The 21293-nt window shown below is 71.4% G+C and carries 19 protein-coding genes and 1 riboswitch; of the genes, 6 read left to right on the forward strand and 13 right to left on the reverse strand.

Going from position 1 to position 21293, the window contains the following annotated elements:
• Positions 1–17 precede the first annotated feature (17 nt).
• Positions 18–3602: a phosphodiester glycosidase family protein gene (locus tag APR04_RS21230; protein WP_253874008.1), complete on the reverse strand. Its 3585-nt coding sequence runs from the start codon at positions 3600–3602 to the stop codon at positions 18–20.
• Positions 3603–3757: 155 nt separating this feature from the next.
• Here APR04_RS21230 and APR04_RS21235 point away from each other — a divergent pair, with 155 nt between their 5' ends.
• Positions 3758–4579, forward strand: a complete 822-nt coding sequence (locus APR04_RS21235) for a 2-phosphosulfolactate phosphatase (RefSeq protein WP_253874010.1) — start codon at positions 3758–3760, stop codon at positions 4577–4579.
• A 24-nt stretch (positions 4580–4603) separates the two neighbouring features.
• On the opposite strand, the gene APR04_RS21240 is transcribed toward APR04_RS21235, so the two are convergent.
• From APR04_RS21240 to APR04_RS21270, 7 genes are all read right to left on the reverse strand, one after another.
• The gene (locus APR04_RS21240) at positions 4604–5029 is read right to left on the reverse strand and encodes a (deoxy)nucleoside triphosphate pyrophosphohydrolase (RefSeq protein ID WP_253874013.1); all 426 of its coding nucleotides are present in this window, start codon (positions 5027–5029) and stop codon (positions 4604–4606) included.
• Positions 5030–5130: 101 nt separating this feature from the next.
• Entirely contained in the window at positions 5131–5346 is a 216-nt protein-coding gene (locus APR04_RS21245) for a LuxR C-terminal-related transcriptional regulator (protein WP_372496152.1), read from the reverse strand.
• Between the two features lie 213 nt (positions 5347–5559).
• Entirely contained in the window at positions 5560–5931 is a 372-nt protein-coding gene (gene gcvH / locus APR04_RS21250; RefSeq protein WP_253874017.1) for a glycine cleavage system protein GcvH, read from the reverse strand.
• Positions 5932–5986: 55 nt separating this feature from the next.
• Entirely contained in the window at positions 5987–7153 is a 1167-nt protein-coding gene (gene gcvT / locus APR04_RS21255) for a glycine cleavage system aminomethyltransferase GcvT (protein WP_308292381.1), read from the reverse strand.
• Between the two features lie 82 nt (positions 7154–7235).
• Complete coding sequence (gcvP, locus tag APR04_RS21260) at positions 7236–10274, reverse strand: aminomethyl-transferring glycine dehydrogenase (RefSeq protein ID WP_301312803.1); 3039 nt, start codon at positions 10272–10274, stop codon at positions 7236–7238.
• Positions 10275–10460: 186 nt separating this feature from the next.
• Positions 10461–10588: riboswitch (glycine riboswitch) on the reverse strand.
• A 193-nt stretch (positions 10589–10781) separates the two neighbouring features.
• Entirely contained in the window at positions 10782–10928 is a 147-nt protein-coding gene (locus APR04_RS21265) for a hypothetical protein (protein WP_253874021.1), read from the reverse strand.
• 5 nt (positions 10929–10933) lie between these two features.
• Positions 10934–11839: a LysR family transcriptional regulator gene (locus APR04_RS21270; protein WP_253874023.1), complete on the reverse strand. Its 906-nt coding sequence runs from the start codon at positions 11837–11839 to the stop codon at positions 10934–10936.
• Between the two features lie 119 nt (positions 11840–11958).
• Here APR04_RS21270 and APR04_RS21275 point away from each other — a divergent pair, with 119 nt between their 5' ends.
• Positions 11959–12414 (forward strand): CBU_0592 family membrane protein, encoded by a 456-nt coding sequence (locus APR04_RS21275; protein WP_253874025.1) that lies wholly within the window; start codon positions 11959–11961, stop codon positions 12412–12414.
• Positions 12415–12418: 4 nt separating this feature from the next.
• Positions 12419–12571 (forward strand): VOC family protein, encoded by a 153-nt coding sequence (locus tag APR04_RS21280; RefSeq protein WP_372496153.1) that lies wholly within the window; start codon positions 12419–12421, stop codon positions 12569–12571.
• Between the two features lie 13 nt (positions 12572–12584).
• On the opposite strand, the gene APR04_RS21285 is transcribed toward APR04_RS21280, so the two are convergent.
• Together APR04_RS21285 and APR04_RS21290 are read right to left on the reverse strand one after the other, a co-directional pair.
• Positions 12585–13421, reverse strand: a complete 837-nt coding sequence (locus tag APR04_RS21285; protein ID WP_253874027.1) for an endonuclease/exonuclease/phosphatase family protein — start codon at positions 13419–13421, stop codon at positions 12585–12587.
• Between the two features lie 99 nt (positions 13422–13520).
• On the reverse strand, positions 13521–14207 hold the full coding sequence (locus tag APR04_RS21290; protein ID WP_253874029.1) for a PAS and ANTAR domain-containing protein: 687 nt from the start codon (positions 14205–14207) through the stop codon (positions 13521–13523).
• A 145-nt stretch (positions 14208–14352) separates the two neighbouring features.
• Here APR04_RS21290 and APR04_RS21295 point away from each other — a divergent pair, with 145 nt between their 5' ends.
• Positions 14353–15213, forward strand: coding sequence for an SDR family oxidoreductase (locus tag APR04_RS21295; RefSeq protein WP_253874031.1), 861 nt, complete (start codon positions 14353–14355; stop codon positions 15211–15213).
• A gap of 19 nt (positions 15214–15232) precedes the next feature.
• Here the strand turns inward: APR04_RS21295 and APR04_RS21300 are convergent, their stop codons facing one another.
• Positions 15233–17827 carry a PEP/pyruvate-binding domain-containing protein gene (locus tag APR04_RS21300; protein WP_253874033.1) on the reverse strand — a complete coding sequence of 865 codons (2595 nt, stop codon included), beginning with the start codon at positions 17825–17827 and terminating at the stop codon, positions 15233–15235.
• Entirely contained in the window at positions 17817–18584 is a 768-nt protein-coding gene (locus APR04_RS21305; RefSeq protein WP_253874035.1) for a TetR/AcrR family transcriptional regulator, read from the reverse strand. Before APR04_RS21305 ends, APR04_RS21300 begins: the two co-directional genes overlap by 11 nt.
• A gap of 327 nt (positions 18585–18911) precedes the next feature.
• Here APR04_RS21305 and APR04_RS21310 point away from each other — a divergent pair, with 327 nt between their 5' ends.
• Positions 18912–19376 (forward strand): DUF6328 family protein, encoded by a 465-nt coding sequence (locus APR04_RS21310; protein WP_253874036.1) that lies wholly within the window; start codon positions 18912–18914, stop codon positions 19374–19376.
• A 17-nt stretch (positions 19377–19393) separates the two neighbouring features.
• On the opposite strand, the gene APR04_RS21315 is transcribed toward APR04_RS21310, so the two are convergent.
• Complete coding sequence (locus tag APR04_RS21315; RefSeq protein ID WP_253874039.1) at positions 19394–20563, reverse strand: pyridoxal phosphate-dependent aminotransferase; 1170 nt, start codon at positions 20561–20563, stop codon at positions 19394–19396.
• A gap of 79 nt (positions 20564–20642) precedes the next feature.
• Between APR04_RS21315 and APR04_RS21320 the strand changes: the two genes are divergently transcribed.
• Positions 20643–21284 (forward strand): DnaJ family domain-containing protein, encoded by a 642-nt coding sequence (locus APR04_RS21320; RefSeq protein ID WP_253874041.1) that lies wholly within the window; start codon positions 20643–20645, stop codon positions 21282–21284.
• Positions 21285–21293 lie beyond the last annotated feature (9 nt).

Raw genomic sequence — 21293 nt, forward strand, 5'->3', positions numbered from 1 at the left:
GAGGCAAATCTACCGCCCTATCGGCGTGCGCTGACGGCCAGCTCGCCGACCAGCCCGTTGACCGTGACGGTCACGACGGCCTCGCCTGCTCGCAGAGCCGTCAGCTCGTGCGTGTCCGGGTCGAGCGCGAGCACCGCGCCGCGCGGGCAGTCGCGCAGAGCAGCACGGCCGCGCAGGTCCGTCGTGCACACTCCCTCACCGCCCCAGGCCGACGACACCGGCCACGCGACCGGCACCTCGCGCGTCTCGTCCTGCACGACGACGGCGCGCGCTCCCGCGGACTCACCGACGTCGAGCGACCGGGGGCCGGAGACGGTGACCTGCTCGGCGCGTGCGTTGACCTCCCAGCTCAGCCACTGTCCCGGCCCTCGGACGCCCGACGCCGGACGGATGCCCAGCATCGACCAGCCGGTGAAACCGCCGTCGGCCGGCGTGCTTGCCGGACTCTTGCCCGAGTTGCCGTTGACCAGGTACTGAACCCCGTCCTGCGTGCTCGCGTGGAAGACCCCGACGTGCGAGGCCACCGAGGTGATCGACTTGCCGGACGTCTCCCGGAAGTCCTCAAACCAGCCGCGCAGCGTATCGGCCTCGAGGCGATCGGTGAGCTGGCTGGCCTTGGTCGGCAGCGGGTCGTCCAGGGGATGGTGGGCGAACACCACGACGCCGGTGACCGAACGGTCGGTGGCGGCGTCGTCCAGGGCGTCCCGCAGCATCCGCACCTGGGCGAAGTCGACGCCCAGGCGGCCGGCCGACGAGTCCAGCATGACGAGCCGTGTGGTGCCGCCCGCCCGGCCCGGCGTCGGCACGTCCAGCACACGGGTCCGGTCGCCGAACTCCTCCTCGAAGTTCGTGATCGAGCCACCCATGACCTCGTGGTTGCCGGGCGCGTAGTACCAGGGGAAGTCCGCACCGGCGAGCTCCTCGGTGAGGACGCGCCGGGCGAGGTCGAAGTCCTCCGGCGCGGCCTCGTCGACCAGGTCACCGTTGATGACCAGGAGATCCGGGTCGTCGGCGACGATCTCGCGGAGGGCGTCACGTGCGCCGGCCACCGCTCCGGACTCGGGGTCGCGTGCCACGAACTGGGCGTCCGAGAGCACAGCCACCCGCAGCGGGGCCCCATCGGTGGCGCCGTCGGCAGCCACCGTCGGATCCTCTACCCGAGGCGCCTCCGGAGCGTCCACGGCGGGCGGTACCTGCGCCGCTGTCCGGGAGAAGGTCAGGGCGCCGGAGTACTGCTCGCCCGCCGTCGTCTCCAGGGCGCGGATCCGCTGCAGCCGCAGGGGGAACGCGACGCCGTCGGGCACCGTGAACGTGACCTGGCGCCAGCCGGTCCAGGTCACCTCCGGACCGTCGAGCTGGGTGACCACACCGTCCCCCTGCCGCACCTGCAGCCGCAGCCAGGCCCCGTTGCCGTCGCCGTCCACCCACAGGGTCACCGCGCGCGGCGAGCCGGGCAGCTCGCGCCCTCCCGTCGCAGCCTCCGGCAGCACCGCGTACTGGCCCCGCGTCGCCGTGGACCGGGTGAAGTCGTAGGCCATCCGCAGGCCGGCCGTACCGTCGTGCCCGTCGGCCGGGGCCACCGAGCCGCCCGGAGCCCGGTCGTGCGCGGAGGTCCAGGAGGCGGCGTCCGTGAAGTCCGCGACCACGTCCTCCTCCAGGCTGACCGTCACGGCGACCTCGGTCGTCAGGTCCTCCCCGTCCGGACCGGGCACTGACAGCTCGAAGGTGGTGCCGCCCACCGGCGCGAGCGCGCGGACCTCGAAGGACCCGTCGGCCGCTGGCACGAGCTCGGCGACCGGGGTCCCGGCAGGCTCGGCCACCGAGACCGTGACATCCCGCGCCTCGATCGGCGCTGCGAAGCCCCTGGCGTCATAGCCGGTCAGGACCAGCGGCGCAGTCGCCTCGGCGTCGTCAAGACCGATGACCGGGGTGTCCACACCTGTCCGGACCAGTTCTCCGAGCACCTCGACCTCCGTAGTGCCGGTGGCGAGGCCGGAGCGACCGAAGGAGGCGGCCGTGACGACCGTGCTGCCGGGCTTCCGGCCGGTCACCACACCGTCGCGCACCGAGGCGACCGACCCGTTGCGCGTGCGCCACGAGGACGGCTCGGCGTCGACGGGCCCCATGGCATCGTCGTACCCCTTGCCGACCAGGGTGCGGTGCAGACCGGGGAAGACCCGGTCGGCGTCGGCCGCCGGGACCGTGGTGCGCACGTCAAAAGCCGCGACCCGGCCCGAGCCGGCGGGCACGAACAGGCCGAGACCGTTCGCGTCGGAGCGCTCGTAGCCGTCGGACGGGCTGTTCAGGATCGTGGTGTCCGTGTCGCCGGGCATGCGGGCGACCATCTCGGAGGAGCCTCCGCCGTCGAGGTTGATCGCGTCGTCGGCGCCGACCTGCGCCATGAGCTCGCCCAGCTCGTAGAGGTTCATGCCGGTGCTGTGGGCCTGGCGGCCGTCGACCACCACGAAGTACGCACGGTTGCCGGTCTCGTCGAAGCCGACGGCGGTGCGCGGGTGCCGCAGCTCGACGTGGTCGCCCGTGGCCGACGTGACCTCGCCGTCCTCCAGGAGCGGGTCCTCGGGTCCACCGCCGATGGCGACGGCGACGTCGCCCGCGTCCTCTCGCAGACCGTAGGCGACGTCGACGTGGTCGCCGGGCCGCAGCCCCGCGAGGGCCTCGGCCGCTGCGCCGGGCCGCGCCACGACGGCGCGCGTCCCGTCCGGCAGCTGCCCACCGGCAGGCTGCCCGACGGCGGTGACGGTCCCCTCGGCATCGACGGTCACCTCGACGCCCTGCTCCCCGGCGGCCAACGGGCGCGCCCGCGTGAAGGCGCCCCAGCCGGCGTCGTACACGGCGACGCCACCCGCTGGCAGAGCGGTGACGTTGAGCCCGCTGACGGGCACCTCGCTGGTCGAGCCTGTCGAGGCCGCCCAGGTCACGGAGCCCTCGAGGAAGACCTGCGCGAGCCGCCCGGCGCCGTCGGACCCGAACACCACGGAGCGCTCCCGGCCGGGTGACGCGGACTTGACCAGCGTGCCGCCGTCGACAGCCGCGCCGAGCGCCGCGCCAGAGTTGTTGATGTCGAAGTAGTCGCCGTTCACCGCGGCGATCGCGCCGCGGGAGGCGGCCATCTCGGAGACGGTCGCATTGCCGGCCACGTGGTCCGGGCCGACGTAGCCGACCTGTACCTTCCCTGGCCGTGCCGCCGCGCCTCCTGACGAGCCGAGGTCCGCGACCAGGACCTCGCCGCTCAGCCAGCCGTCCGCACTCATCCGCGCGAACCGCGTGAGCTCCAGGCCGGGTGCGATGCGCTGTTCGTCCCGGCGCGTGACGATGGCACTACCGTCGTCATCGAGGGGAAGATGGGTGACATCTTGCGAAATTTCGACGGCCCTGCCGGAGTGCAGCGGACTCTTCGCAAACGGTGTCGGAGCCGTCAGCGCGATGCTGCTGCGGGGTACGTCCTCCGGTCCGGGAACGGGTGCGGCCGCTGCACCGACTGCTGGCGCGACCAGGAGGGTTGCGGTGATTCCGCAGGTCAGCGCGTTGGTCAAGGATCTGCGCGGCATCATCGCCGACACCGCGGGCATCACTCGTCGCATGCTCGTTCCTTCTGGGGAGTCGGGGGAAGCGTTCCGCGGCAGCGTTGCGCGGCGAGGTTATGACCCGGCGGCGGGGGTGTGAATAGTGAAGGAACCGTAATGGTGTTCGCTGAGCGCGAAACATGGGCGAGTTCTGGTGACACTACGATGCGTTCGTGGCAAACACGTCCCCCGCCTTCGACCAGCGACCCGCCCGTGTGCGCACGGACTGGGGTATCTCCGGCGCCCTCGCCCTGACCGCTACGGATGCGCGCTCGTCGCTCGTGGTCGTCGTGGACGTGCTCACCTTCTCCACCACGGTCACCGTCGCGTGCGAGCAGGGCGCCGGCGTGTATCCGTTCCCGTACCACGACCCCGCCGGGGCTGCCCGGCTCGCGCGCACGATGCGCGCAGCCCTCGCCGGCCCGCGGTGGGAGGACGGCATCAGCATCTCCCCCGCGTCGCTGCAGGACCTCGACGCCGAGCGTCTCGTCATCCCGTCGCCCAGCGCGGCCCAGATCTGCCACACCATCGCCAACCGGGGTGCCCTCATCGTCGCGGGCAGCCTGCGCAACGCGAAGGCCGTGGCCGGCCTCGCGGCGGCACACCTGGACGCGTCCGACACGCACGACGTCGTGCTCGTCCCCGTCGGCGAGCGGTGGCCCGACGACACGCTGCGCCCCGCGCTCGAGGACTACCTCGGCGTCGGAGCCATCGCGACGCGGCTCACCGCGATGCTGCCCCGGGTCAGCATCTCGCCCGAGACCGCCGCGACCGTCACCCTCTGGAAGGGCACCAACGACACCATGGACACGGTGGGCGGCACCGCGAGCGGTCGCGAGCTGCTCGACTCCGGGTTCGCCGACGACGTCACGATCGCCACCGAGGTGGACGCCACCGACGTGGTGCCCGTACTGATGGACGGCGCGTTCGTGCCCCTCGGGCACCGCGTCGCCGCGGCCCGCAACCGCAGGGGCGTCTCGGCCGGCGTGCACTGACACGTCCTGTCCCGCTCGGGTTCTCTACCTCGGAGCGAGGTGTCCGGCGAGGGCGGCCACGATCTGGACGTCACCGTCCAGCCACGGGACGTCGTCCAGCTCGGCCGCCGTCAGCCAGCGCAGCTCGTCGTGGTCCTCCAGCGGTTCGGGCGGGCCCTGCTGCAGCCGCGTGAACCACACGCGCATCCGGTGCTTGGTGGTGATCGGCCACGCGCCGCCGTCGGGCCCTGGTAGCTCGGCACCGACGGCCACCGTCACGCCCAGCTCTTCGACGAGCTCACGACGCAGCGCTGCCAGATGTTCCTCGCCCGCCTCCACCTTGCCGCCCGGGAACTCCCAGCGACCGGCGAGCGCCGCCGGGGCCGAGCGGCGGGCGGCGAGCAGCCGGGTGGGGTGGTCCAGGTCGTCCACGATCGCGGCGGCGACCACGTCGATGAGGGTCTCCTGCATGGCGAGCAGTCTTTCACCCGGCACCGGAAAGCCGTGGACCGACACAGGACGACGACGGCACCTCTGGGGATGGGCGCCGTCGTCGTGGACCTGTGAGTGTGTCAGTCAGCGATCTGGAACTCGTTCGCCTTGGCAATCGCCTCCGCACGCGAGGACACGCCGAGCTTGCGGTAGACACTACGGACCTGTGTCTTCACCGTGTTACGGGTGACATACAGGCGACGAGCAATCTGCTCGAGCGTGGCGTCCTCGGTGAGGTTCGCCAGGATTACCCGCTCACGGCGGGTGAGGCTGGGCACACGGTGGTCAAGGGTCATCACAGTCATGATCGGTTTCCTCCACACAGCGGCCGGTTCTGGGGTTCCGGCCTACGGTTGCTGCTACGAGGTAAAGCGCTCCGCACGGAGTTCATGACGCGGTTCTGGGCGAACTCTTCGACTGTTACCTTACCGAGATCAAACCGCCCCCCAGATGGGTACAAAGGAGACCTGAGGGGCGGTTCGACGTCCGGCTTGGAAGGTCCGGAGCGGTCAGCTCCCGGTGTGCGCCGCGTACTGGGCCGCGGTGAGCAGCTCACCCGCGCCGGTGACCTCGACCTTGAAGAGCCAGCCCTTGCCGTACGGGTCCTGGTTCACGATCTCCGGGTTGTCCACCGCCTCGGAGTTCACCTCGGTGATGGTGCCGCTCACCGGGGTGTACAGCTCGGAGACGGACTTGGTGGACTCGATCTCGCCCACCACGGCGCCCGCCTCGACGGTAGCGCCGACGTCGGGGAGCTCGAGGTAGACCACGTCACCGAGCGCTTCGGCCGCGACGTCGGTCACCCCGATGACGGCGGGTGTGGACTCCTCGAGCCATTCGTGCTCGGTGGTGTACTTGAGGTTCTCGGGAAAGTCGGCCATGACAGCTCCTTGCACGATTCGGGTCGGGGGTACCGGCGGTCGAGCCGCCGTTCGTTCAGTTCTGAGGACGACGGTAGAACGGCATGGGCACCACCACGAATGGTTCGGCCCGCCCGCGGACGTCGACCGCGAGCTCCGAGCCCTCCGCCGACACCTCGGGTGTCACGTATGCCATCGCGATCGGGTACCCGAGCGTGGGCGACGGCGCGCCAGAGGTCACCCGGCCGACGACCGTTCCCGGTTCGGTGCCGGTACCCCGACGCACGACCTCGTAGTCCGCGCGCGCGGGGCGTCGGCCCTCGCCGCGCAGGCCCACGAGCACCCGCGCGGGCGGTGAGGTCTTGCGTGCGGCCAGGGCGTCCCGGCCGACGAAGGGGAGCGGCGTGCCGTCGTCCGACACCTTGTCGAGGCGCACCACGCGCCCCATCCCCGCCTCGAAGGGCGTGGTCGTGGTGTCGAGCTCGTGCCCGTAGAGGGGCATGCCGGCCTCGAGACGCAGCGAGTCGCGCGCCGAGAGGCCCGCCGGGACGAGGCCCAGCGGCGCACCGGCCGCGAGCAGGGCGCGCCACAGCGCGACGGCCTGCTCCGCCGGGACCCAGATCTCGAAGCCGTCCTCGCCCGTGTAGCCGGTGCGGCCCACCAGCACGGGCTCGCCCTCGAAGCGCATGCGCAGGCAGGCGTAGTACTTGAGGTCGGCGAACGCGGTGCCGCCCGAGATCTCGGCGTCCTCCACGAGGCCGGTGGTGGCACGCATGATCTCGGCGGCCCGTGGACCCTGCACGGCGATCAGTGCATGACCGGCCTGGACGTCCTTGAGCACCACGTCGAAGCCGGCAGTGCGCTCCTGGAGCTTCCCGAGGACGAGCTCCGCGTTGGCGGCGTTCGCGATGACCGAGTACTCCTCGGCGGCGAGGCGGTAGACGATCAGGTCGTCCAGCACGCTGCCGTCCTCGGCGCAGATCATCGAGTAGCGCGCGCCCATCTCGCGGACCTTCGAGATGTACCCGACGAGCGCGTGGTCGAGGAACGCGGCGGCGCCGGGCCCGGTCACCTTGATGTTGCCCATGTGCGACAGGTCGAACAGGCCGGCGGCCTCGCGCACCGCTCGGTGCTCGGCCAGGTCGGACGTGTACCGCAGCGGCATGAGCCAGCCGCCGAACGGCGTCATCGAGGCGCCGAGCCCCACGTGCTCGAGGTGAAGCGGGGTCGTCTTGTCGGTCACAAGCTCTCCTTGGTTGTGAGCGTGATCTTTGCGACTATCTGTCCGTTTTGGGCGCAACGGTCGCGCTCACAGCACAATGGGGTCACTCGGCGTAGGCCTCTACCGGCGGGCAGGAGCACACCAGGTTGCGGTCGCCCTTGGCGCCGTCGATGCGACGCACCGGCGGCCAGTACTTGTTCGCACGGAGCGACGCGACGGGGAACGCGGCCAGCTCGCGCGGGTACGGCTTGTCCCACTTGTCCGTCATCAGGGACGCCGCCGTGTGCGGTGCCCCGCGCAGCGGCGAGTCCTCGGCGCTCCAGCGGCCCGCGGCGACGGCGTCGATCTCGCCGCGGATGGCGATCATCGCGGTGATGAACCGGTCGAGCTCCGCCAGGTCCTCCGACTCCGTCGGCTCCACCATGAGTGTGCCCGGCACCGGGAACGCGAGGGTCGGCGCGTGGAAGCCGTAGTCCATGAGCCGCTTCGAGACGTCCTCCGCGGTCACCCCCGTCTCCGCGGTGATCTTGCGGAGGTCGAGGATGCACTCGTGCGCCACCAGCCCGTTCGGGCCGGTGTACAGCACGGGGAAGTACGGGTCGAGGCGCGAGGCCACGTAGTTCGCCGTCAGGACGGCGGTCTTGGTCGCCTCGGTCAGCCCGTCCGGTCCCATGAGCGCGACATAGGCGTACGAGATCGGGAGGATTCCGGCGGAGCCGTACCGCGTGGAGGACACGGGGATGCCCGCCACACCGTCGGCGCCGCTGGTCGAGCCTGTCGAGACCCCCGGCGTCGGGTCGCCCGGCAGGAACGGCACGAGGTGCTCGGCCACGGCGACCGGGCCAACACCCGGGCCGCCGCCACCGTGCGGGATGCAGAACGTCTTGTGCAGGTTCAGGTGCGAGACGTCGCCGCCGAACTCGCCCGGCCGCGCCAGTCCCACGAGCGCGTTCAGGTTCGCGCCGTCGATGTAGACCTGGCCGCCGGCGTCGTGCACCAGGTCGCAGACCTCGCGCACGTGCTCCTCGTACACGCCGTGCGTGGACGGGTAGGTGATCATGATCCCCGCGACCTGCGGCCCGTGCTTCTCGAGCTTGGCACGCAGGTCGTCCAGCAGGATCTCGCCGTCGTCCGCCGTCGCCACCACCACGACCCGCAGGCCCGCGAGCGCCGCCGACGCCGCGTTCGTGCCGTGCGCCGACGCCGGGATCAGCACGATGTCCCGACCCTCGTCGCCGCGCGACGCGTGATACCCCTTGATCGCGAGCAGGCCGGCGAACTCACCCTGGCTGCCCGCGTTGGGCTGGAGGGAGACTGCCGCGTAGCCGGTGATCTCGGCCAGCTGCCGCTCCAGCGCGGTGACCAGCTCCGTGTAGCCCTGCGTCTGGTCGACGGGGGCGTACGGGTGGATGTCCGCGAAGCCGGGCCAGGAGATGGCTTCCATCTCGGCGGTGGCGTTGAGCTTCATGGTGCAGGAGCCCAGCGGGATCATGGTGCGGTCCAGCGCGAGGTCCTTGTCGGAGAGCTTGCGCAGGTAACGGAGCATGCTGGTCTCGGAGCGGTGCTGGCGGAAGATCGGGTGGGTGAGGTAGTTCGTTTCTCGCTTCAGTCCGGCGGGGAAGTCGGCGAACGCTCGCGCGGGAGCGTTCACGGGCGCCAGGGCGCCCTCCACTTCGGGAACAGATACTCCCGCGCGAGCGTTCGCCGACTTCCCCGCCTCTGCGTTCGGCTCCAGACCCAGGGTGGTGAGGAGGGTGGTGGCGACCGTCTCGATATCCGACTGCGTGGTCGTCTCGTCGAGGCTGATCTGGAGGTGGTCGGCGTCCGGGACGTAGAGGTTGTAGCCCGCCTCGGCTGCCGCGGCCGCTGCTTCCTTCGCCTTGCCGGGAACGTTCAGGCGGATCGTGTCGAAGAAGGTGTCGTGCTCGACCGTGACACCCGCCGTCGTCAGGGCTCCGGCCAGGTCTGCCGCGTGCTGGTGGACGCGCTGGGCAATCGCCTTGAGGCCCTCCGGGCCGTGGTAGACCGCGTACATGCTGGCCACGATGGCCAGCAGGGCCTGGGCCGTGCAGATGTTGCTCGTGGCCTTCTCACGGCGGATGTGCTGCTCGCGGGTGGCCAGCGCCAGGCGGTAGCCGGAGGCGCCGTCGACGTCGATCGAGACGCCGACCAGGCGGCCGGGCAGCTGGCGCTCCAGGCCCTTCCTGACCGCCATGTAGGCGGCGTGCGGACCGCCGTAGAACAGGGGGACGCCGAACCGCTGCGCGGAGCCGACCGAGATGTCGGCGCCCAGCTCGCCCGGGCTGGCCAGGAGCGTGAGGGCGAGCAGGTCGGTGGCCACCGTGACGAGCGCGCCGGCTTCCTTGGCCTCCGCGATCACACCGCGCGCGTCGATCACCCGGCCCGACGCACCGGCCTGCTGCACCACGAGGCCGACCAGGGGGCCGGCGGGTAGCTCGGAAGGCAGGCCTGCCTGGAGGCCGTCGCTGAGGTCGGCCACCACCACCGGGAGGCCGATCGCCTCGGCGCGGCCCCGCGCGACGGCGAGCGACTGCCCGAACAGGTCGGCGTCCAGGACGACGTACCCCTCCTTCGCCTTCGACCCGCGCCACATCAGGGCGACGGCCTCGGCGACGGCGCTAGCCTCGTCGAGCAGCGAGGCGTTGGCGATCTCGAGCCCGGTGAGGTCCTCGACGGCGGTCTGGAAGTTGAGGAGCGCCTCGAGCCGGCCCTGGCTGATCTCCGGCTGGTACGGCGTGTAGGCCGTGTACCAGGCGGGCGACTCGAGCACGTTGCGGCGGATGACGGCGGGGGTGTGCGTGCCGTAGAAGCCCTGACCGATCATCTGGGTCTTGACCTGGTTCTTGCCCGCGAGCTCACGCAGGTGGGCGAGAACCTCGGGCTCCGTGCGGGCGGCCGGCAGGTTCAGCGGCGCCTGGCTGCGGATCGCTTTCGGGACCGCCCGGTCGACCAGGGTGTCCATGGTGTCGATGCCCAGCTGGTCCAGCATGGTGCTGACCTCGCGGCCGCGCGGGCCGAGATGCCGGTCGGCAAAGACGTCGGGATTGTGGGGCGTGCTCACGGCGGGCTCCTGGCTGTCCGAGGGCGTGGGGACGACTGCGGTCCCTCCCCGCTCTGTCATCGGACGCCCTGCCCGCTCGCGGGCGTGCGTCTACCTGAGAGTTTTGCCGGTCCGCCGTGACCCTGCCGGAGGACCGGAGAGGATCGGGACGCGCCGACTTGCACCGTCGGTGGAGCCTCCGCACCCGGTGCCCGACCCTTCGACAGGCTCGGAGCACAGCGGCGGCGGCTCGCTTTCCAGAGTTGCCTCGCTGTGACGGTACGGGGGCCTGAGAGATTCCCGGGGAGGAAATTGCTCCTTCGGCGCCGGTGTTCCCGAGGCGCTCCGCCGACGGCGGTGGTGCGCGCCCGGCCGGACTCTCCCGTCACGGCTGATGGCGGCACGGTCCTGGTGATCGAGCTGCCGACACCCGGGACCGTTGAAGATCTTCAGTTATGCGCACATCGTAGCCGCGCGTGCGCTGCCCTGAAGCAACCCCCTGCGCCGCCGGAAGCTCAGGCCGGCTTCGCCCCGTACACCACAAGACCACGGCGATGACGATATTGGCGTCAACGACGATGCCTTGGCTCACTCCGGCCATCCGTCACGTACCTCGTCGAGGTACCCGTCCGGGTAGTAACCGGCGAACTGGGAGAGCTCATCGAGCGCCGCCATCCACTCGTGTCGCGAGCTCTCGATCTCACGAGCATGCTCGACCACCATGTAGCCCCGCACGACGACTAGCCCAGGTCGATGTCGCGGGCCGCCGCGACCATCTCGTCCACGACCGCCCGCACCGCCGGCCCGGGCTCGTGCCGGTTCTTGCGGTGCCGTACCACCATGCGCCGCGAGCCGAGACCGGCCAGCGCGACCACGGCGACACCTTCGGGCACCTCTTGCTGCAGAGCCAGTGCGGGCAGCATCGCGATCCCCTGGCCGGCAGCGACGAGCGAGATGGCGGTGTCGAAGTCGTTGTAGGCGTGTCTCATGTCGAAGGCCGTGCCGAGCTGAGCGGCGAGGCGCCCGACAGCGCGAGCCGCAGCCGAGCCGGCCTGCGGGCCCACCCACATGAGCCCGGCAAGGTCGTCGATGCGTTCGGGTTCGGGCAGGCTCGTCGGGACCACGATGCGCCACGGCTCGTCGAGCAGCGGGACGTCGTGCGCGCCGCGCGGAGCCGGGGCGTCGACCTCGACGTCGCGCTCCAGCACTATCGCGTCCAGGTCGCCGGCACGCAGGCGACGGGTCGCCTCCGGCGGGTCGTACTCCTGCACGTCCACCTCGATGTGGGGGTGCCGCTCGGCGAGCGAGACGAGCATCGGCGCCACGACCGTACGGATGGCGGTCTGGATCGACCCGACCGAAACCCGCCCCGTGAGTTCACCGCCCAGGGCGGCAACGGCTTGACGCGCCTGGACCAGCTCCGCCTCGATGCTCTCGGCCGCGTCGGCGAGCACCCGGCCGGCCGGCGTGAGAGTCACTCCGCGAGGACCGCGGTCCAGCACATCGATGCCCTCTTCGGCCTCCAGACGAGCGATCTGCTGCGAGACCGCCGAGGGCGTCACATGCAGTAGATCTGCCGCTGCGAGCACTCCACCGGCGCGGTGCACGGCGAGGAGAAAAGCGAGTCTGCGCGGATCGGTGGGCATGTAGCAATGCTACATGCCGGAGTCACAAACATTCGATTGTGCTGAACGCGATTCTGGCTCATGCTTGACCTTGGCGGCGGTCGGAGCGAACTCTCCCGACCTGAAGCCCACACCCCCACATGGATTCCGACCTGGTCTCCACCCGCATCCTCGAATCGTTTCGATCCGTCTTTTTCCACAGGAGTATTGCCATGACCCTCATGATGGTCATCACCGTCCTCGGCTGGTTCGGCGCACTCGCCGGAATCGTGGCGTATGCCATGGTCAGCCGCGGTCGCTGGAGCGCCGATTCCCTCGCGTTCCAGGGCACCAACGTGCTGGCGGCGACCATCCTGATGACCGTGGCCGGGGCCAATGGCGCCTGGCCGTCCGCCGCCTCGAACACCGTGGTGATCGTGATCGGCGCGAACGCGCTCTTCACCGTGCTCCGCGGCCGGCTCCGCCGGTCGCAGAACGCGCCGGTGCTGGCGGTCGTCGAGGACGCCGCACAGGACGCGCCGGCACCGGTCGCCGTCGCGCAGCCGGCCGCGCAGCCGGTCGCCGTTGCCCACCGGGCCTACGCCGAGGCAGCCTGACGCGTTGGCACCCGACATCGCCGCGCTCACGGAAGCCCGGGACCGCGCTGTGACACTCGGTGCGACCCTGCGCCTCGACCGCTCCGACGACCCGGACGAGCCGCTCTACGCCCTGGCAGACCCCATGGGTCACACGTTCTGCATCTTCGTCGCCTGACGGCCAGAGCTCGCTATCTCTCTGGCGGGGCGGCCCTCAGGTCCACGACCAGCGCCCGGTGGTCCGAGACTCCGGTGTCGACCGCTCGGCCCTCGGCGTCGGGTGCCGCGCCGCCGTCCAGGAGGATGTGGTCGATCTGGAACCGCGGGTCGTGTCGGGGAAAGGTGTCCCCCGTCGCGAGGGCGTGCCATCCGGTGCGGTCGGCCGGCACAGGACCGCGCAGGTTGAAGTCGCCCAGCAGGACCAGTGGCCGGGGTAGCCCCGCGAGCCGACGTCGCAGGTGGTCCACCTGCCGTTCCGCGTGCCGTTCCCCCGGCGTGCCGCTGCGGTAACCCGCAGCCCGCCGAGCCAGGCCCGTCACCCGGGTCGCAGCGGGGAACCGGTAGACGCTGAGATGGGTGCACACGATGGTGAGCGGGCCCGACGGCGCATCGACCTGCGCCGCGAGCGCCACGCGCGGCTCGTCCGTGCCGAGCTGGACCCTGCCCCAGACCCACGGGGTGGCGGGCGGCAGCAGCACCGTGTGCCAGCTCCGCACGGGATAGCGGGAGAGCAGTGCTATGCCGTAGCCGGGAGCACCGGGCCGTTCCCCCCGGCGGGCGCGCCGTCGGACGCCGGGGTAGCGGAACGGACCGGCGAGCGCGGGCTGGAACCGGTGGTCGGCCGCGCCCATGGCCTCGGCACAGATCCGTGCCTGGTCCACTCCCCCGGACCGTGCCTGCCCGCGGTCGACCTCCTGCAGCCCGACCACGTCGGCGTCGAGCGCCGCGACCGCGTGGGCCAGGCGGCGGTTGTCGACGTGACCGTCAGGGCCGAGGCCGTGCTGGACGTTGAACGTGGCGATGCGCACGTGCTGATCTTGGGCCCAACGGGGCCGGGACCGCGACCGCACGGAGACATGTTGCCGCGTGGCGGTCCGGCTCGATGGTCAGGCGTCAGGCGTCAGGCGTCAGGCGTCAGGCGATTCAACAGGGTTGTCCAAGAACTTGTCGATCGCCTCACGCGTCGGGAACGCCGTCACGTCCGGTCCGGAGAACAGGTGCACGAGCGTCTGGGCGATGTCCCGGACCGGGACGTTGGCCAGGTTCGAGGCCTGCCGCAGCAGATCGAACGCCGGCTCCTCTTCGGTGCTGTAGACCACCATGAGCACGCCCTTGGCCTGTTCGATCACCGCCCGTCGCTCCGCCGACGCCTGGATCGAGGCCGTCGCATCTCGCGCAGCCGCCTCCCGGTGGGACTCGGTGACGTCGATGAAGTAGCCGAACAGCTCGGTCACTCTCCCGGTCGCGGGGTCGCGCCGTCCCTGGCCCGTGACGGCCAGCGTGCGCGTCATCCCGTGGGCGTTGCGGATCCGGTGCACCGAGCTGAACGGCTGCCCGGTCTCGGCGGCACGGCGTAGGAGCCCGTCCACCCGCGCCCGGTCGTCCGGGTGCTTGTGGGACAGCATGAGCGGCGTGGTCGGCACGATCTGTCCCGGGTCGAACCCATGCATCACGTAGACCTCGTCCGACCATGCCCACTCACCCGTCGCCAGGTCGAGCCGATACCGGCCGACGGGCGGTCGGGCGCCTCCGGCGAGCACTTCCTCGAGCGTTTCGTCGAGCGGGGGCTCGCTAGGCGTGGTTGGGGAGGTCACGAGGCTCCTTCCAGGACTGACACAGAACCGCTGCTCCGACAGTACGGGATGTGCGACACGTCAGCGCTCGGGCTAGCGTGTTTTTCCAGGGTCGAGGAGAGGCCACCACGCGGGTCGGACACGTCATACGACGATGGAGGACAGCATGAGCCAGAACCAGCCCTTCCCACCGCAGCAGCAGAACCCGCCCGGATCGACCGATCAGATGATCCCGACTCCGGACCATGGCGAGGCCAGCTACGTCGGCAGCGAGAAGCTCGTCGGCTACAAGGCCCTGGTCACCGGTGGTGATTCCGGCATCGGACGTGCGGTGGCCATCGCGTTCGCCCGCGAGGGGGCCGACGTCGCCATCTCGCACCTCCCCGAGGAGGAGAAGGACGCGAGGACGACGGCGGAGTGGGTCCGCAAGGCGGGCCGCAAGTGCACGCTGCTCCCCGGGGACCTCCGGGACGAGGCGACCGCGCGCGGCGTCGCCCACCGGGCTGCGGGCGAGCTGGGCGGCCTCGACGTGCTGGTGAACAACGCGGGCTATCAGATGGCGCGCAGAGGCTCCGTCGAGGACATCACGACCGACGAGCTGGACCGCGTGCTCAAGACCAACCTGTACGCGCTGTTCTGGGTGACCCAGTCAGCGCTCTCGCACCTCGGCGAGGGCGCTGCTGTCATCAACAACTCCTCGATCCAGGCGTACCAGCCGTCGACCTCGCTGCTGGACTACGCGGCGACGAAGGCTGCCATCAACAACGTCACGGTGAACCTCGCCGCTGAGCTGGGACCGCGTGGGATCCGGGTGAACGCCGTGGCTCCCGGGCCGATCTGGACGCCGTTGCAGCCGGCCACCCAGCCGGAGGAGAAGATCGCGTCGTTCGGCTCGGACACGCCCTTGGGCCGTGCGGGGCAGCCCGCCGAGGTAGCACCGGCGTTCGTGTTCCTCGCGTCCCCCGTGACGGCGTCGTACGTCTCCGGGACGGTGCTCGGTGTGACCGGCGGCAAGCCGGTGTTCTGACGGCGGGGCCGCCGGGCGCTCAGCCGTTCCCGGCGCCCGCCGGCTCCAGGATCTCCACGGTCCCGTGCGCGCCGTCGACCCGGAGCAGGTCGCCCGTGCGCAACCGCATCGTCGCGTTGCCGCACCCCACCACCGCGGGGATGCCCAGCTCACGAGCGACGATCGCGGCGTGCGAGAGCGGTGCGCCCACGTCCGTCACGACGGCGGCCGCGCGCGGGAAGAGCGGGGTCCAGCCCACGTTGGTGACCGAGGTGACCAGCACCTCGCCGGGCCGCAACGCGTCGCCGTCGTCCACCGTGCCGACCACCCGTGCGACGCCCTCGACCACTCCTGCCGCACCCGGGAAGCCCCGGACCTCGTCGCCGGCCTCGACCGCAAGGCCGTGCTCGTCGAACACGTCGGTACGGCGCGCGGGGTCCGACGCCCACCAGACCGGGTCGAACCGGCCGCGGATCACCGCCGGGTAGGCGGGCAGGTCGCGGTACTGCTCGTAGGTCGCGCGCCGGATCGCGATGCGCCCGCGCGGCACCTCGGCTCCGTCGAGCACGCCGACCAGCTCGTCGCTGTCCAGGTAGATGACGTCGTCGCCCAGCCCGGTGAGCTCGCCGGCCCGCAGCGCGAAAGTACGGAGCGCCCAGAACGTACGGACCACCTCGGACCGTGCGCTCTCGCGGTCGCGCGCGGTCCTGGACCAGCGGGCGAGCCGACGCCGCAGCGCCGCCGCCTTGCGCGGTGACCGCTCGTCGAGGCGCGCCCATGCGGCAGCCCGGACCTCGGCCTGCCGCGCCAGCAGGGTGTCGACGTCCGTCGCGGTCAGGCCGGCGAGCTGCCGGTCCAGCCAGCCCGGCTGCTCGGCGGGGCGGGGTTCCGAGACCTCGAACTCGTCCGCGCTGCGATGCCCGTACCGGCGCACGTAGGTCTCGCGGTCGATGTTGCCGCGGGCCACCTCACGCAGGCCGACCAGCGGCCCCATGCTGGCGAGACCCTGGCCCCCGGCGGACAGACCCGACGTCAGCGCCTCGGCATCGGCGTCGCCGAGCTTCTCCCGCAGGTCGCGGCGGAGCCTGAGCAACGCGTTGCCGTCCTGCTTGCCGGCGCCGCGCAGCATCCGGGAGCTCTCCACCAGGTACGGGGCGAGCTCCTCGCGCCAGAAGGCTGCCAGCTCCCCCACGTCGTCGATACGGGCGACGCGCTCGCGCAGCTCGGTGCCGCGCCCCTCGGCCGTCGCCAGGTAGCCCGGCAGGGCCCGCAGGTCGGCGGCGAGCGCCTTCTGGTTGGCCCGGACCGCCGGGACGAGCATCTTGATCAGCGCCCAGCGCCCGATGGGGATGACGGGGATGTCGACGTGGCCGGGGAGCTGACCGAAGACCTCGCGCTGCGCGGCGTCCGACATCTCGGTCATGCCGAGGGCGCGGCCGACCGTCTCCGTCACACTGAGGTTCATGTAGAAGCGGCCGCCGATGGTGCCGTACACCGGGTGTCCGAGCTCGGCCGAGGCCATGGCATTGGCCATGAAGATCTGCACGAGCGACCAGGTCAGCGGCGTCATCACGCTCGGCAGCGCCTCGCCGAGGTTGGCGTTCGTCCACAGGTAGTCGCCGCGCAGGCTGTCGTTCCAGACCTCGGTGACGGCACGTCGGCCGGCGGCGCCCGTGACGGGCCGTGCCTGGAGGATGAACGGTGACCCGTCGCGCAGCGCCCACTCGACGTCCATGGCGACCGCGTACAGCTCCTCGATGCGGGTCCCGAGCGTCGCGAGCCGGGCTGCCTGCTCTTCGGTGAGCGCCGGGCGGTCCCGCAGCTCGGTGGGCACCGGTTCGTTCCGGGTGCCGTCAGCCGTCCGTACGGTCCGCACCTCCTTGGTGCTCACGCCGGCGTCGACCGCGCCGCCGACGCGGGCCACCAGGTAGGTGTCCGGCGTGACCTGCCCCCCGACGACGGCCTCCCCCAGGCCCCACGCCGCGTTGATGAGCACCCGGTCGCGGGAGCCTGTCATCGGGTCGACCGTGAACAGGATGCCCGCGGCGTCGGCGTCGACGAGGTGCTGGACCACCACGGCGAGGGTCACGTCGGAGGCGGGGATGCCGTGCCTGGCCCGGTAGCCGATGGCACGCGCCGTCCACAGGGAGCCCCAGCAGTCCCGGACGGCGCACAGCAGGGCGTCCGCGCCACGGATGTTGAGGAAGGAGTCCTGCTGGCCGGCGAACGACATTCCGGGCAGGTCCTCGGCGGTGGCCGAGGACCGCACGGCGACCGGCGAGTCGGCCGGATCGCCTGCGGTGCGCAGCCGCGAGTACCCGGCCCGGACGGCGTCGGCCACCGCTGCCGGGACCTCCAGGGCCGCGAACACCTCGGCGATGCGGGCCGCGGCGGCCTCGTGGGTCTCGGGTCGGTCCGGGGCCACCGTCCCCATCGCGTCGATGATCGCGCGCTGCGGGGCGCCCACGACCGCCGCCCGGTACGCGCCCGTGGTGACGTGGAAGCCGCCGGGGACCGGCAGTCCCGCGGCTGCCAACCGGGCCAGGGACGAGCCCTTGCCTCCGGTCAGCTCCAACTGGACCGCCGCCGGGTCCGCGAGGTCCAGCACGAACGGCTGATCGATCTCACTGGTCATGGGGTTCGTCCTTCTCCGGCCGGAGGTCGTCGCCGAGCGACTCGCGCAGCTTGGCCCGCGCGATCTCGTAGGCGCGGTCGACGTACTCGTAGGTCGCGGTGGCGCAGGCGGCGAGTGCCGCCGCCGACGGCGTCCGATCCGTCACGAGGAGACGCTCGAACGCGTCGTCGAGCAGCTCGCCCTGGCGCCCGTCCGGGACCCGAAAAGCCTGCGGCAGCATCCGCGTGGTCGCGACCGACCCGTACAGGACGGTGGCGAGGAGGGTCAGGTGGTCCTGTGCGGACAGGTCGGCACGCGCCATCCCGTGCTCACGGAGCCGGTCCAGGTACTTCTGGAACGGCTCGACGATCTCGCCGGCGGTACCGCTGGTCCGTCTGCGTTGCACGAGCTTGCCCAGCACCTCGGAGTCCTGAGTCAGCGCCGCCTGGATCAGCGGGCGCCGGTCGATCTCGCGTGCAAGGTGGCTGAACAGTCCCGGGAGGGTCGCTGCGGCCGGATCCTCCCGGAGCTGGCGGCGCACCGCGCTGACCATGTCCGCGCGGTCCCACCGCAGGAGCGCGGCGAACAGCTCTTCCCGGCTGCTCCAGTGCAGGTAGATGGTCCCCTTCGCGACACCGGCGCGGCGGGCGACGTCGTCGATCGTCACCTTGTCGTAGCCCCAGCGCAGGACGAGCTCGCTCGCGGCGTCGAGGATCCGCTCGGCACGCTCGATCCGCCGTCGGGTGGTCCCGTGCCTGCGGGTGGTGGCTGCGCTCATGTGTCGCCTCCGTCGGGCTCTCGTGAACAGGTGACCAGATTCGTCTATCTGGTCAGATTTTGAGGTTAGCCCCGTCCGCCGGCGCGGTCAACCGCCCTGGCCGAGCCGTTCACCTGCGGATTCGGATTGCTCCCCGACGTGCGAAAAGGTCCGCCTCGACCATGCGGTTCAGCATGCTTTCTCGCGAGAATGCATGCCAGATCGCATGGTGGAGGCGGACCTTCGTGGCAGGGCCAGCCTTCCGTGATTTGGACCGCATTCTGCGACGCCGCCTGCGGGCTCTTGCTCCGACCACCCGCGACGTCCGAATCACGCCACAATGGGACCGTGGAAACCGATGGACGCAGTGAGTCACCCGCCGAACGCGCCGACCGCAACTGGAACGAGCTCCTCCAGGAGCTCCGTGTCATGCAGACCGGTGTGCAGATCCTCACGGGGTTCCTGCTCACGCTGCCGTTCCAGGCACGGTTCGCCGATCTCGACAGCTACCAGCGCATCGTCTACCTGGTTCTGGTCGTGACGTCGGTGACGGCCACCGCGCTCATCGTGGCGCCGGTGAGCGTGCACCGGTCCCTGTTCCGCAAGCAGATGAAGGCCCACGTCGTCACCCTTGGCGACCGGCTCACCCGCGTAGCCCTCGGGGTGCTCGGGCTGGTGATCACCGGCGCGACGTTGCTCGTCTTCGACGTCGTCGTGGGGCGGACCGAGGGGATAGTGGTCAGCTCCTGCGTCCTCGTGCTGCTGGCGGTCGTGTGGGTGGTGCTCCCCGAGGTGCTGCGCCGCCGCAGCTGACCGGCGGCCGGCGACGATCAGAGCGTCTCGTGCCAGGCCACCATCCGGTCGACCGCACGCGACACCGTGTCCAGGGAGGACGCGAACGACAGCCGCACCCACTCGTGCCCGTGCACCCCGTCGAAGTCGGTGCCAGGGGTGATCGCCACGTCGGCCTCGGCGAGGAGCCGCGCGCAGTACGTGACGGAGTCCAGTCCGAACGCCGAGATGTTCCCGTACAGGTAGAACGCGCCGTCGGCCGGTGCGACGGGGCGCCAGCCGAGCTCACCGAGCCGCTCCAGGAGCAGGGTGCGCGACGCCGCGTACCGGGCCACGTTCTCCGCCGCCGCCGCGTAACCCTCCGGTGTGAACGCGGCGATGCCCGCGTGCTGCGCGAGGGCAGGCGGCGAGAGCGCCACGTTGCCCGCGAGGGCATCGACCGGCGCGGCCAGCTCGTCCGGCAGCACCAGCCAGCCGAGCCGCCAGCCGGTCATCGCCCAGTACTTCGAGAACGAGTTCACGACGACGGCGCCCTGGCCGAGGAACGTCGCGGCCGTCGCCTGCGCCACCTCGTCCGAGTACGCGATGCCGTGGTAGATCTCGTCGCTGATCAGGCGCACCTCGTGGTCCGCACACCATGCGGCGATCGCGGCCAGCTCGGCCGGCGTGATCATCGTGCCGGTCGGGTTCGCGGGCGAGGCGACCATGACGCCGTCGAGCCCTCCGCCGTAGTACGCCTCGTTGAGCTGCGACACCGTGGGCTGATAGCGGGTCTCCGGGCCGCAGTCGAGCTCGATGACCTCGCAGCCCAGTGCCGACAAGATGTTCTTGTAGGCGGGATAGCCGGGCCGGGCGAGGGCCACCCGGTCACCGACGTCGAACGACGCGAGGAAGGCGAGCACGAACCCGCCGCTCGAGCCCGTGGTGACGGCGATGCGCGCCGGGTCGACGTCGACGTCGTACCAGCGCTTGTAGTGGCCGGCGATCTCGGCGCGCAGCGCGGGAACGCCCATCGCCTCGGTGTAGCCGAGGGTGCCGTCACGGAGCAGCGCGATGGCCCGCTCGCGCACCACCTCGGACGCGCCGGTCGACGGCTCCCCCGCGCAGAGGTTGAGCACGTCCGCCCCGGTGGCGCGGCGCGCGTTCGCGGCGGCGAGCACCTCCATGACGGCGAACGGGGGCACGAGAGACCGACGAGAGACCTTCATGCGGCCATCATGCCCGCATCCGGTGGGGCCTGCGCCAACGGCCCTTCCGAGCCGCTTGTGAAAGTCGTAACATGGCTCCATGGCGCAGGGATCGCGCGACGACGCAGACAACGACCCGCTCCGCAGGGCCGCGCAGTATCGCGTGGACCGGGAGTCCGACGAGGAGAGCGCCGCGCAGGACGCCGAGCCTGAGAACGCGGAGCCGGAGGACGTCACCGTCCAGCCCTCGACCCGCAGCATGAGCGTCGAGGAACGTTCCCGCTACGTCGACACCGTGGTCGACCAGGCGATGCGCCGCGGCGAGTTCGACAACCTGCCGCTGCAGGGCAAGCCGATCCCTGGCCTGAGCGGCACCCATGACCCCGACTGGTGGCTCAAGGGCCTGATCGAGCGCGAGAACATCACCGGCGTCCTGCCGTCGGCCCAGCTCCGCAAGGACGACGCGGAGCTGGACGCCAAGCTTGATCTCGAGGCGATGGAGGAGCGCGTGCGGGAGATCGTCACGGACTTCAACGCCCGCATCATCGACGCACGGCGCCAGCTCCAGGGCGGCCCACCCGTCGTCACCCCCACGCGGGACGTGGACGAGGAGGTGCGCAGCTGGCGTGCCCGCCGCGCGGAGCGAAGGGCGGCCCGACGGGCGGCAGGCTCCCGCCCGACGCCGGCCACCCGGAGCGAGCCGGCGACGTCAGCGGACCGGCCGTGGTGGAAGTTCTGGTGACGGACCCGC

The organism is Promicromonospora umidemergens (assembly GCF_024171995.1).
In the GTDB taxonomy this organism is placed as follows: Bacteria; Actinomycetota; Actinomycetes; order Actinomycetales; family Cellulomonadaceae; genus Promicromonospora; species Promicromonospora umidemergens.